General features: G+C 36.8%; 12 protein-coding genes. 8 read left to right on the top strand and 4 right to left on the bottom strand.

Features of this window, described 5'->3' with window-relative positions:
- Positions 1-66: 66 nt before the first annotated feature.
- Positions 67-333, bottom strand: a complete 267-nt coding sequence (locus tag GMB86_RS14035; protein ID WP_155220974.1) for a hypothetical protein — start codon at positions 331-333, stop codon at positions 67-69.
- A 202-nt stretch (positions 334-535) separates the two neighbouring features.
- Between GMB86_RS14035 and GMB86_RS14030 the strand changes: the two genes are divergently transcribed.
- The gene (locus GMB86_RS14030) at positions 536-1444 is read left to right on the top strand and encodes a peptidase U32 family protein (RefSeq protein WP_329602950.1); all 909 of its coding nucleotides are present in this window, start codon (positions 536-538) and stop codon (positions 1442-1444) included.
- Positions 1445-1457: 13 nt separating this feature from the next.
- Positions 1458-2687 carry a peptidase U32 family protein gene (locus tag GMB86_RS14025; RefSeq protein WP_155220970.1) on the top strand — a complete coding sequence of 410 codons (1230 nt, stop codon included), beginning with the start codon at positions 1458-1460 and terminating at the stop codon, positions 2685-2687.
- 60 nt (positions 2688-2747) lie between these two features.
- Here the strand turns inward: GMB86_RS14025 and GMB86_RS14020 are convergent, their stop codons facing one another.
- Positions 2748-4418 (bottom strand): alpha-keto acid decarboxylase family protein, encoded by a 1671-nt coding sequence (locus GMB86_RS14020; protein ID WP_329602949.1) that lies wholly within the window; start codon positions 4416-4418, stop codon positions 2748-2750.
- A gap of 206 nt (positions 4419-4624) precedes the next feature.
- On the opposite strand from GMB86_RS14020, the gene GMB86_RS14015 reads away from it, so the two are divergent.
- Complete coding sequence (locus tag GMB86_RS14015) at positions 4625-5122, top strand: MarR family winged helix-turn-helix transcriptional regulator (RefSeq protein WP_408033846.1); 498 nt, start codon at positions 4625-4627, stop codon at positions 5120-5122.
- A 179-nt stretch (positions 5123-5301) separates the two neighbouring features.
- Here the strand turns inward: GMB86_RS14015 and zwf are convergent, their stop codons facing one another.
- Positions 5302-6786 carry a glucose-6-phosphate dehydrogenase gene (gene zwf, locus GMB86_RS14010; protein ID WP_155220965.1) on the bottom strand — a complete coding sequence of 495 codons (1485 nt, stop codon included), beginning with the start codon at positions 6784-6786 and terminating at the stop codon, positions 5302-5304.
- Positions 6787-7153: 367 nt separating this feature from the next.
- Between zwf and GMB86_RS14005 the strand changes: the two genes are divergently transcribed.
- Both GMB86_RS14005 and GMB86_RS14000 read left to right on the top strand, forming a co-directional pair.
- Positions 7154-8623 (top strand): DEAD/DEAH box helicase, encoded by a 1470-nt coding sequence (locus GMB86_RS14005; protein ID WP_155220963.1) that lies wholly within the window; start codon positions 7154-7156, stop codon positions 8621-8623.
- A gap of 233 nt (positions 8624-8856) precedes the next feature.
- Positions 8857-9084 (top strand): IDEAL domain-containing protein, encoded by a 228-nt coding sequence (locus GMB86_RS14000; protein WP_155220961.1) that lies wholly within the window; start codon positions 8857-8859, stop codon positions 9082-9084.
- A 90-nt stretch (positions 9085-9174) separates the two neighbouring features.
- On the opposite strand, the gene GMB86_RS13995 is transcribed toward GMB86_RS14000, so the two are convergent.
- Positions 9175-9573: a reverse transcriptase-like protein gene (locus GMB86_RS13995; protein WP_155220980.1), complete on the bottom strand. Its 399-nt coding sequence runs from the start codon at positions 9571-9573 to the stop codon at positions 9175-9177.
- Between the two features lie 304 nt (positions 9574-9877).
- Between GMB86_RS13995 and GMB86_RS13990 the strand changes: the two genes are divergently transcribed.
- From GMB86_RS13990 to GMB86_RS13980, 3 genes are all read left to right on the top strand, one after another.
- Positions 9878-11563: a formate--tetrahydrofolate ligase gene (locus GMB86_RS13990; protein ID WP_329602948.1), complete on the top strand. Its 1686-nt coding sequence runs from the start codon at positions 9878-9880 to the stop codon at positions 11561-11563.
- Between the two features lie 125 nt (positions 11564-11688).
- Positions 11689-12120 (top strand): BrxA/BrxB family bacilliredoxin, encoded by a 432-nt coding sequence (locus tag GMB86_RS13985; RefSeq protein WP_155220957.1) that lies wholly within the window; start codon positions 11689-11691, stop codon positions 12118-12120.
- A 92-nt stretch (positions 12121-12212) separates the two neighbouring features.
- On the top strand, positions 12213-12443 hold the full coding sequence (locus GMB86_RS13980) for a DUF2164 family protein (RefSeq protein ID WP_155220955.1): 231 nt from the start codon (positions 12213-12215) through the stop codon (positions 12441-12443).
- The last annotated feature ends 13 nt before the right edge of the window (positions 12444-12456 follow it).

The following is a 12456-nucleotide window of genomic DNA, read 5'->3' as shown; positions in this document are numbered from 1 at the left end:
GTTAATTTTGCAATATCAGTTGAAAGAAGAGCGTTTATAAAAGAAAACACATCTTATTATTCATGATTATTTAGAGCTTTTTAATTGTTGGATCACTTTTTCTGCCTGTTCAATATCTTGCTCTGCTGTCTGAATAAGTGGATCTTGATTGATCTTACTTTGATATAAGACTTGTTTTGCTTTTTGGGCATGTTGTTCTGTTTGGTGAATGGCAAGATTATTTTGCATGGCTTCGGCTTGTGTGATTGAATTCATTGCATTTTGTAAATAGGTTTGTGCTTGCTTTAGTGATTTAAGATGTTCTTTAGATTGTATTTGATCCGCTTCATTCATTTACAAATTCCTCCGTAACTTAGTTTTCACTTTTCTATCGTAGTTTTTCTCTTTTTTATTTAATTTATGTTATGAACTTTATTTAATCTGGTCTATTAAATAGTTAAAAAAATGACACAAATTTAGGGTTTTTTCAAATTCCATTGTGATAGGATGAGATAGGATAATTTAGTAAGTAGGCTTCGGAGGGTATATTGAAATGATTGAACTAATTGCTACTGCAGAATCTGTTAATCAGGCTAAGTCATTGTTATCAATAGGTATCGATACGTTGTATGTTGGTCAAGATCAATTTGGTTTACGATTACCAAAGTCATTAACCATGGATGAAATAGAAGAAATAGTACAGGAAGCACATAAATTCAAAAAACGTCTGATTGTTGCTGTAAATGGTTTAATGCACAATCACCATATTGATGATGTTCCGGATTATTTAAGTAAACTGGATCAAATAGGAGTGGATGCCATTACAGTAGGTGATCCTGGTGTAATAATGACGCTTCAAGAACTAAACCTATCTTTGCCTTTTATATATGATGCTCAAACGATGGTTACCTCTGCCGAACATATTTCCTTTTGGGTAAAAAGAGGCGCTATTGGAGCTGTGGCTGCGAGAGAGTTAACATTAATTGAACTTGAGAGTATTCAAAATAAAATTTCTGTTCCTTTAGAAGTTCAAGTTTATGGACCCACATGCATTCATCAATCCAAACGACCCTTATTATCCAATTATTTTCGTTATTCACAAAAAAATGAGGCAACAGATAAAGATAGAGGTTTGTTTTTAGCTGAACCGAAAGATCCAGAAACCCAATACCCTATCTATGAAGACCAAAATGGAACACACATTTATTCAACAGAAGATCTCTCACTGATGCCTTATCTTGATAAGTGTGTCCAAAAAGGATTACGTACTTGGAAACTAGATGGCGTGCTTCTTCAAGGGGATCGATTTGTCCGTATGGCTCAATTATTTGTAGCAGCAAAACAAGCGATTGAATCAGGCACCTATTCATCCGCGGCGTATGAAACAAAGCTTTATGAATTACAACCAACAAATCGGCCACTTGGGACGGGTTTTTACTTAAAACAACCTGGAGACGTTCAGTAAGGAGATAAGTAAGATGGGAATAAAAATGAAAAAACCTGAAATATTAGCACCAGCGGGAAACTTAGAGAAGTTGAAAATGGCCATTAGGTATGGGGCAGATGCTGTTTATATCGGTGGACAAGACTATGGACTACGTTCAAGAGCAGGAAATTTTGATTTTGATCAAATGCGAGAAGGGATTGCTTTTGCTCACGGTCATCAGGCCAAAGTCTATGTAGCAGCGAATATGGTCACCCATGAAGGCGATTCAAGAGGGTCTGGAGAATTTTTTCGAACTTTAAGAGATATGGGTATCGATGCCGTCATCGTGTCTGATCCTGCTTTAATTGCGATATGTATGAGTGAAGCACCAGGTCTACCTGTGCACCTATCCACTCAATCATCTGCGACAAATTATAAAACGTTAGAATTTTGGAAAAAGGAAGGATTAGAGAGGGTCGTATTAGCTCGTGAAGTTAGTATGGAAGAAGTTCGCGAAATTCGCCAAAAAACAGATGTGGAAATTGAAGCATTCATCCACGGAGCGATGTGTATTTCTTACTCTGGTCGATGTGTCTTATCTAATCACATGGCGAATCGTGATGCCAACAGAGGAGGGTGTGCTCAATCTTGTCGGTGGAAATACGATTTGTTTGACATGGATCATGTAGCGACTAAACAAAGTCTCATTAAAGATGATGACGAGCCTTTCTCAATGAGTGCAGTGGATCTAGCCATGATTCGTCACATTCCAGATATTGTAGGTGCAGGTATTAATAGTCTAAAAATAGAAGGTCGAATGAAATCGATCCATTATGTATCAACCGTTGTTAATGTTTATAGAAAAGCGATCGATACGTATTGTTCAGATCCAGAGAATTATACTTTTGATCCTGCTTGGGAAGAAGAATTGTGGAAGACTGCTCAACGCGAATTAGCATCTGGGTTTTATTATCATATTCCAACAGAGAAGAACCAAATCTTTGCCAAACCAAGAAAAATTCCTCAGTATACATTTGCAGCCCAAGTCATTGATTATGACCAATCCACAAAAATGGCAACTCTACAACAAAGAAACAACTTTGGGGTTGGGGAAGAGGTTGAATTTTATGGGCCGGGTTTCATTCACCATAAACAAGTTATTGAGGCGATTTGGAATGAAAATGGAAATCCTATTGATCGAGCTCCAAATGCCATGATGATCGTAAAAGTTAAAGTGGACCGTCCTGTTGAGCCTTATTATCTCATGAGAAAAAAAAGATAAGAAAAAAGATGTTGCTCAATTAATGGCAACATCTTTTTTGATTTTCTATTTGAAGGCTGATTAATTATTTTGTGCGGCCAAAGCTTTACCGACTTTATTTAAGAGTTCGGGCATATCCATTCGATCCATCACAACTTCAATGAAATGGAGCGTATCTGTGTTTGCAATGGTATTTTCGAGGGCGTCAATCAGTTCCCCCTCGGTTGATACTTTTACTTGGGTAGATTTAGCTCCTAAGACCGACGGAATTTCTGCATAATTCCACATCTGAATATCGTTATATACTTCTTCTTCCCCATGGATAGCACGTTCTACTGTATAACCATCATTGTTAAAAACAAAAATAACCGGCTTAATTTGCTGTCTCGCCATGGTTGATATTTCTTGGAACGTCAGTTGAAAGGCTCCGTCGCCAATGAATAAAATATTTCTCCTGGTAAGATCAGCGAGTTGCGTACCAAGTAGAGCGGGCAATGTATATCCTATTGATCCCCATAATGGTTGACCAATAAAGGTTACGTGTTCTTTTAAAGGAACCGTGGCTGCTCCAAAATAGGATGTACCTTGATCAGCGATAAGAACGTCATCTTTTTGAATAAATTGATGCATTAATTCCCAAAATCGTTCTTGTAAGATGGGCTGTTCAGGTTTTGCATAGAAAGATGATAGGTGTTTGTATTCATCTTGAGATAAAATAGGTTTTATGTCTAAAGTCTCCGGATCACGTTTTGTTATGTGAGTTGACAGAGCCATTAAAGCATCGTTTAGTTCAATATTATTCCAAGTTTTGTTTTGATAATGAATTTCGTGAGGCATGATATGAATAACTTGTTCCTCAGAAAAACCTTGTGAAAATCCACTTGTTATGGAATCGGTGAGTCGAACACCAATCGAGATGATACAGTCTGACTCATCGATGCGTTTTCTAAGATATGGCGTACTTGTTTTTCCGCTATATACCCCGATATGTTGAGGGTGATCCTCGTCAAAAACGCCTTTACCCATACTTAAAGTAGCTACCGGGAAGCCAGTTTTTTCAGCAAAAGTTTTTAAAGTTGAATAGGCATCATAACGGTATACTTGATAATCAGCTAAGATGACGGGTGATGTTGCTTTTTCAATAACTGGTAATACGTGTTTGATTAATTTATTTAAGCTAGTCGTATCAGTCTGAGATAGATGTTGTAATAAAGGCGTTGTCGGCATCGTTGCTGGTTTAGAATGTATATCAACAGGTAAATTAATATGGACAGGTTTCTTCTGCAGGACACACATGCGCAGCACACGATCTATTTCATCCGTCGCATTTTGTTCATTTAACGTCGTTTGAGCGACAGTCACTTCACTGAACATTCTTGAAAAGTGATTGAAGTCTCCGTCACCGAGTGTATGATGGACTAATTTTCCTGCATTTGATACAACAGTTGATGGAGCTCCCGTAATTTTGACTACAGGGACTTCTTCTGTATAGGATCCAGCGATTCCGTTGATTGCACTCAATTCACCAACTCCGAAAGTTGTGACAAGGGCACTGATTCCGTGAATTCGAGCATAACCATCTGCTGCATACGCCGCATTTAATTCATTGCAATTTCCGATCCATTCGAGTGCAGGATGATCAACAATACTATCCAAAAATGACAAGTTATAGTCGCCTGGAACTCCAAAGATATGTCTAATACCGAGCTCAGCTAAACGGTCGATTAAATACCGTCCGATTGTATATTCCACTCCACCATCACTCCTAAAAAAAATTAGGTCAATATGATTGACTTATAGGGTTATTTTAAATAAAAAATGAATTTAGGTCAATATACTTGACCTAAAAAACGAACCAATCATCTAATAGTCTATCGCTTTTCTTTTATAATACGCATGTTCAAAAGAGTGAAAATAATGGTATGATAGTTTCTACAGCGAAAGGGGAATCGGAACGATTGAATCACGAAGACGATAATGATCTAAATGAATTACTTATATTGTTTTATTTTGGGTATCGAACGTTTACAGAAAAGCCTAATCAAATGATTGAAAAGTATGGAATTCAGAGAGTCCATCATCGTATTTTATTTTTTATAGCGAGAATTCCAGGAATTACAGTTAACGAACTATTAACAGTTTTAGAAGTAACCAAGCAGGCTTTAAATCAGCCACTTAGACAGCTTACAGAAAAGGGATTCATACTACATAAAACAGCTGAATATGATAAAAGATATAAGCAGCTTTATTTAACGGACCGTGGATTGAATTTGGAAAAAGAACTCAGTAAAGTGCAACAAGAGCAAATGAAGACAATTTTTACTAAATTAGGTGGAAACCATCGGGAAGCCTGGGTAGATGTGATGAAGGAATTATCGAGTGTTAGACCTGGACAAAAATTCTTTAAAGATTTATTTTTAACAAAGACGACAAAGACCAATCCTAATAATAAATAGCCTATGCTAAAGTAATCAACATGTTAAAGTTTTCTCAATTGGAACTGGGATCATTTAAGCCTAGATCCAACAAATAAAGCCAAAATATTCTTGACCTCAGGTTAAACAAAATTAAAAAAACGTCATGCCCAAAGGCTATGACGTTTTTTATGTGATAAACAATTAATTATGTAAAAACCTTAATTTTTATCAACTTTACTTATATCCCACCAGTGAAACCCTTCTTTAGCTAGGAGATCATCAGAAGCTTTTGGACCCATTGATCCCGCAGGGTAGGTTTCTAGAGGTATATTCTCTTCCCTCCATGCTTTTGCAATAGCATCAACAAAAGTCCATGAGAAGGCAACCTCATCCCATCTAATAAAGTTTGTTGAATCACCATTTATACAATCTTCTATTAGCCGTTCATATGCTGTTGCAGCATCAGGTTTACCTTCGCAATTGTTACAAAATTTCATTTTAACAGGGATCGTATCACTTTCTTGACTATATCGTTTTGCGTTTAGTTTTAAAGAAATACCTTCATCAGGTTGAATATGAATGGTTAACAGATTAGAACTTAACTCATTAAAGTTATAGAAGTATGGATTTTTTGGCACGTCTTTAAATTGAACGGTAATTTGTGCCGATCTCTCAGCCAAACGTTTACCTGTTCTGATATAGAATGGTACTCCAGCCCAGCGATAATTATCAATAAAAAGTCTCGCAGCAACATATGTCTCAGTTTTTGACTCTGGATCAATATTTTCTTCTTTTTTGTAACCAATGACAGACTCACCATTAGACATGGTTCCATCTTCGTACTGTCCACGAACGACATGTTCTTTAACTTCGTCGCTATTAAAAAGACGAAGCGATTTTAATACTTTAACTTTTTCATCACGGATGTCTTCTGTAGCAAAACGGCTTGGCGGCTCCATTGCTGTTAACGAAACTAACTGTAACATGTGATTTTGAATCATATCTAGCAAGGCTCCGGTTTGGTCGTAATAACTTGCCCGTTCTCCTACACCGAGTTGTTCACTTAAAGTGATTTGAATGTTTGAGATATAGCGGTTGTTCCAAACAGATTCAAAGATTGGATTTGCAAAACGGACAACTTGAATATTTTGAATCATCTCTTTACCGAGGTAATGATCGATACGGTATATTTCACTTTCTTTGAATACCGCATGAAGCGATTCATTTAATTCAGTTCCTGATTCTAAATCATGTCCGAAAGGCTTCTCTATAATGAGACGTTTCCAACCATTATCATGTGTTAGACCTGCTTTTTTAAGATTTCCTGTTACTTGTTTAAACAAGCGTGGGGCTAAAGATAGGTAGAAAACCCGATTACCTTGTAAATTAAATTTGCGATCTACTTTATCACTTAGGTCTTTCAATGAAACGAAAGCCTCAAGATTATTAACATCAAGTGGATGGTAATAAAATGTGTCTAAAAAATCTGTTAAATCAGTATCTTGAGCTACAAAATCTTGTATAGAGTCTGCAACAAGATCGCGAAACGATTGATGATTGTGTGGTCGGCGTGCAAGCCCAATAACCGCAAACGGTTGTTGCTTTTTATACAAGTTATACAGCGCAGGGTACAGTTTTCTTCTTGCTAGGTCTCCAGTTGCACCGAACAAGAAAAAGATATTAGCTTCTTTACTTTGTGTCATCTTTTGAATCCTCATTTCTAATAAAAAATCGGTATTAAATACATTTTATCAGAGTTATGAAAAAATGTTAAAAAAGAAATCTTAAAAATTTGAAAAAGATTGTGTCTAATGTCTAATATACTCGATTTTTAAATCAAAATAAACTTTTAAGAATGAAAATCTGTTTAGTTTTAAATAATAAGGTGTATAGAGTAGTATGGGATTAATTGCAATTCAGTAGCGTACATGATAAAGTATATAAGTATTCTTATGTGGGTGGAGAATTTTTCTATTGAAAAAATTGATGCTAGGCTCAAATGTTTAGTAGGCATTTTCTGCCTGGTGAATGCCTAACTATTTGTAATAATAAAGGAGAATGTATTTATTAATGAAATTTTCTGAACTAAAAATTGATGAAGCAATACTAAAAGCAACGGAAAAAGTAGGCTTTGAAAATATGACGCCTATTCAAGAAAACGCCATACCTCTTGCATTAAAAAAAGTGGATTTAATCGGTCAAGCACAAACTGGAACAGGGAAAACAGCCGCTTTCGGTATCCCGTTATTGCAGTTCGCTGATCCAACTAATCGAGAAATACAAGGTATCATCATCACGCCAACTCGTGAACTTGCGATACAGGTGGCCGATGAACTAAATGGTCTTGGTCGCTATAAAGGAGTTACAACTTTACCAATATATGGTGGACAAGATATTCAAAAACAAATTCGATCTCTGAAAAAACGCCCTAGCATTATTTCAGCAACTCCAGGTCGATTATTAGATCATATAAAAAGAAGAACCATCCGATTGGATCATATCGAACATGTTGTTCTAGATGAAGCAGATGAAATGCTAAACATGGGCTTTATTGACGACATTCGTTCTATTTTAGAGAAAACACCTGCCGATCGACAAACGTTACTGTTCTCTGCAACCATGCCAAAGGCTATTCGTCTTTTAGCTGAACAGTTTATGAAAAATCCTGAAAAAGTTCAAATTAAGGCGAAGACTTTAACGGTTTCAGGGATTGATCAAGGATATGTTCAACTTAAAGAGTCAGAAAAATTTGATGTGCTAGCCCGTTTTCTTGATTTACACACGCCAGAAAGAGCGATTGTATTTGGTCGAACAAAGCGACGTGTCGATGAATTAACACGAGCTCTTCAAAAAAGAGGGTATACAGCTGAAGGAATTCATGGTGATTTAACACAATCAAAACGTGACCATGTTCTTAAACGTTTTAAAAATGATCAAGTTGACCTGCTTATAGCGACAGATGTTGCTGCACGTGGACTCGATATTAGTAATGTCACACATGTTTATAACTTCGACTTACCTCAAGATCCTGAAAGCTATGTTCACCGTATAGGTAGAACGGGACGTGCAGGAAAACAAGGGATGGCATTGACATTTATTACGCCGAAGGAAATGCCTCACTTAGGTTCCATTGAACATGTAACGAAACAGAAAATGAGAGAAATTAAAGCACCGACGTATCATGAAGCTTTAATTGGACAACAAAAATCTGCGGTTCAGTCAATAGAAGATTTGCTTTCTAATGCAAAATTAGATAGTTATAAACAACTTGCTGAAGATTTACTTGAAGGCAAAGATGCTGTTCAAGTGGTAGCCGCTGCTCTTAAAGCGTTAACCAAAGAACCAGACGCTACACCGATTCGTTTAACGAATGAATCACCGTTAATGGTGAAACGAGATCGTAAACGTCCGCCTAGAGGTAAAGGTAGGAATTATGGTCACAGCCGAGATCGTTATCAAGGCGGTAATAAGGATCGTTATCAAGGAAATCGTGATCGTAATCAAACTAACCGTAATCGAAAACATGCTCAACAACACTAAAACATGATGAACCTAAGCTAATGCCTAAATAGAGCATTAGCTTTTTTGCTGTTTATTTTTACGTAAAGTCATAAATCGGGTAGACCTTTACTATATATAATTTATAGTTAGTTAATTAAATTGTAAGCGCAACCAAAATATTGTTTAAATTTTCGAATAAAAATTAAACGGAAAGGTTGCAAAAGTCTGAAAAATGGTTTAAGATAGTAAAAAGTGCAGAGGGGGCAGTTAAGATGAAAAAAGATCAATCTTTTCAGCAAAATACTAAGGCGCTCGTTCTTTATAAAGAACAGCATGCTAAGATTTCAGTCGTCGAAATGTATGCACAAATGATCCTGGATGAACTTGAATACAATCACCGAGTTGAACAGCTGAAAGTGGCGATTGATAAAAGCCTTGATTGCCGCGACGAAGCACTATTCTTATCACTAAGTGAAGAATATCGAAAACTTGTGTCTTAAAATTGAATAGAATATTAAAAGCGTCACTCAATTTTCGAGTGGCGCTTTTTCAGCTTATAAGAAACAAGATTGTATGAAATTAAACCTTATTTATCCTTGATTCAATTGGTCTTGAATCGCTTTTTTTGCTAATTCGTCTGCATTTTTATTTTGTTTGCTGGGAATCCATTTGATAAAAAATAAATCAAATTCATCAATCAGTTTTGTTGCTCGTTCAAGGTAGTTTTGGTAACCTTTTCGTTTAACAAAGCCTTTTTCAATCGATTGATTCACAAGCTGAGAGTCCGTTCGAAAAGACACTTCAAGATAACCATGATTTTTGCAGTAAGATAAAGCATGTATGAACGCTTCAAATTCAGCTTCATGGTTACTTAGAACACCGAGTGGAACAGCCAGACGCTCTTCCTTTTTGCGATGGTTAATATAAATGCCAGCTCCCGATAACCCTGGATTTCCAGCGCTTGCTCCATCAAAATAGACATCAATCAATGCCATTCCTCCATCCATGGACATTTTAACGATCCTTCTTAATGAAAAACCCATCATAACATAGTGTATCAAAAGCGTGAATGAAATAGTGGTTAGCTGATGAGATTTTTGTGTTAAAATAATGTTGAACACTTCTACCTATTTCAATATCTACTCTAGATAAATATTAAAAGGATAAGTCGAGTATCTAGTTGTTATCCTAAATACCTAAACCTAAATAGGATAAGAAAATGAACTTAAAGTTTATCTTAATATTGTCATAACTTAAAAATATTTGCACTTAGTTTGTTGGGAGGCTCTTTTCGTGAAAGATCAAGAATTCAAAACAGATGTTGATATTGCACAACAAGCTACACTTTTACCAATAGAAAACATAGCCGCACAATTAGATTTAGAAAAAGACGATTGGGAACCTTATGGACGTTATAAAGCGAAAATATCAATACATACACTAGACCGTTTGAAAGATCAAGCCGATGGCAATCTTATATTAGTGACCTCAATTAATCCAACTCCAGCAGGTGAAGGAAAATCTACTGTGACCGTTGGACTTGGTCAAGCCATGAACCGTATAGGGAAGAAGACGGTTATTGCTCTTAGGGAACCATCACTTGGACCCAATATGGGATTAAAAGGTGGTGCAGCGGGTGGGGGTTATTCACAAGTTGTTCCGATGGATGATCTGAATTTACACTTTACAGGGGATCTTCATGCCATTACGACAGCGAATAACACATTGTCATCCTTAATTGATAATCATATTTATCATGGCAATGAACTTAATATTGATCAACGGCGGGTTGTTTGGAAACGCGCATTAGATCTGAATGATCGCGCGCTCCGTCAGATAGTGGTTGGATTAGGTGGACCTTTTAGTGGTGTGCCAAGAGAGGATAGTTTTCAAATTACGGTTGCTTCAGAAATTATGGCGATTCTATGCTTGGCCACAGACATGGATGATTTAAAAGCGAGATTAAGTCGCATTGTTGTTGCGTATACATATGACAAAAGGCCTATTACTGCTCGTGATTTAAATGCACAAGGGGCATTGACGTTACTATTAAAAGACGCGATACATCCTAACCTTGTCCAAACATTGGAAAATACGCCAGCCCTTGTACATGGAGGACCTTTTGCTAATATCGCTCATGGATGCAATAGTCTTCTTGCAACAAAGTTAGCTTTAAAACTGGGTGACTATGTCATTACAGAAGCAGGATTTGGGGCTGATCTAGGTGCAGAGAAATTTTTGAATATAAAATCGAGAGTCGGCCATTTGTCACCAAAAGCTGTCATTATCGTAGCCACCGTTAGGGCATTAAAAATGCATGGGGGACTTCAAAAAAATGAATTAGATCAGGAAGATCTCGTTGCACTAAAACATGGTATGACGAATTTACAGCGACATATTGAGACGATTCAATCTTTTGGACTGCCTGTCATCGTAGGTATTAACCGATTTACATCGGATACAGATGATGAAATTCACTTTATTAATCAGTGGTGCAAAGAAAATAACGTCCCTTCAGCCCTATCAACGGTTTGGGCAGATGGGGGAGCTGGGGGAGAAGAACTCGCTCGTACGGTCGTAAATGTGATTAACCAAGGAGTGGCGCATTTTAAACCTTTATACGCAGTAGAAGAAAGTATTGAAGCAAAATTGCATAAAATTGTAACCCAAGTATATGGTGGGCAAGGGGTTACTTTTTCTGAAAAAGCACTCAAGCAAATTAAGGAATTCAATCAACATGGTTGGGATAAACTACCAATATGCGTGGCGAAGACACAATATTCATTATCGGATGACCCGAGCCGTTTGGGGAGGCCACAAGATTTCACCATCCACGTTCGTGAATTGCATGCCTCTATAGGTGCTGGTTTTATTGTTGCTTTAACAGGTAACATTATGACGATGCCAGGTTTACCAAAAGAGCCTGCAGCGTTAAAAATGGATATCTTAAGTGATGGCACGATAAAAGGTTTATTTTAACGATCAGTTTCACAGTTCACTTTTGAGCGTGTGCTTTGCACATTAATCAAAAACTTGATATTTTATAGTTATACGATAAAGATCACGATTAATGGATATGATCCACATAAGAGAGGATGATCGATATGTCTATGGCATATGAAGAATATATGAGACAAATTGTTAAGCCAATGCGTGAGGAACTTACCCATGCAAATTTCAACGAACTTACCACTCCAGAATCAGTGGAGAACTTTATGAACCAAGTAGAGGGAACAACCTTGGTTGTTGTTAACTCTGTATGTGGTTGTGCCGCTGGTTTAGCTCGTCCTGCGGTTGTCGAAGCTTTAAAAGGCGAAAAAAAACCAGATCATCTAGTAACCGTTTTTGCTGGTCAAGATCGTGAAGCAACTCAAAAAATGCGTGACTATTTTACCGGTATAGAACCATCGTCTCCATCAATAGCTTTATTAAAAGGGAAAGACGTTGTTCACTTTATCCCAAGAGATGACATTGAGGATCACACGCAAGAGGAGATTAAAAACAATATTGAATCAGCTTTACGTAAGTATTGCTAATCAGAAGTAAGAACGAGGGTTCCTCTCACGCACTATGGATACGTGGTAGCGAGGGGAATCTTTTTTTTATTTTGCTAGAAAGGTGAATTGTAATGAGACTTCGATCAGAGCAAAAGAATGCGATTATAGAGAAACTTCAAGATTACTATTATACAGAACATGAAAAAGAACTTGGTATTATTGGCGCCGAAAACTTATATGATTTTTTTATGAAGAATTGTGCCCCTTTGATTTATGATTTAGCTATTGAAGATGCACAAGGGGTTATTTTACAACAATTTGAATCAGTGCGCGAAGACATAGAAGTCTTAAAAAAGAGATAATAAGGTCCTAAAT

Origin of the sequence: Terrilactibacillus tamarindi (assembly GCF_009718825.1) — a bacterium.
Taxonomy (GTDB): Bacteria; Bacillota; Bacilli; order Bacillales; family Sporolactobacillaceae; genus Terrilactibacillus; species Terrilactibacillus tamarindi.
Note: the sequence above shows the minus strand (reverse complement) of the source record. Positions and strands in the feature narration are given on the sequence as shown.

Excerpts from the sequence above, each read along its gene's own strand:
- GMB86_RS14035 (WP_155220974.1), bottom strand. The coding sequence starts at position 333 with ATGAATGAAGCGGATCAAATACAATCTAAAGAACATCTTAAATCACTA.
- GMB86_RS14025 (WP_155220970.1), top strand. The coding sequence starts at position 1,458 with ATGGGAATAAAAATGAAAAAACCTGAAATATTAGCACCAGCGGGAAAC.
- zwf (WP_155220965.1), bottom strand. The coding sequence starts at position 6,786 with ATGACACAAAGTAAAGAAGCTAATATCTTTTTCTTGTTCGGTGCAACT.
- GMB86_RS14005 (WP_155220963.1), top strand. The coding sequence starts at position 7,154 with ATGAAATTTTCTGAACTAAAAATTGATGAAGCAATACTAAAAGCAACG.
- GMB86_RS14000 (WP_155220961.1), top strand. The coding sequence starts at position 8,857 with ATGAAAAAAGATCAATCTTTTCAGCAAAATACTAAGGCGCTCGTTCTT.
- GMB86_RS13985 (WP_155220957.1), top strand. The coding sequence starts at position 11,689 with ATGTCTATGGCATATGAAGAATATATGAGACAAATTGTTAAGCCAATG.
- GMB86_RS13980 (WP_155220955.1), top strand. The coding sequence starts at position 12,213 with ATGAGACTTCGATCAGAGCAAAAGAATGCGATTATAGAGAAACTTCAA.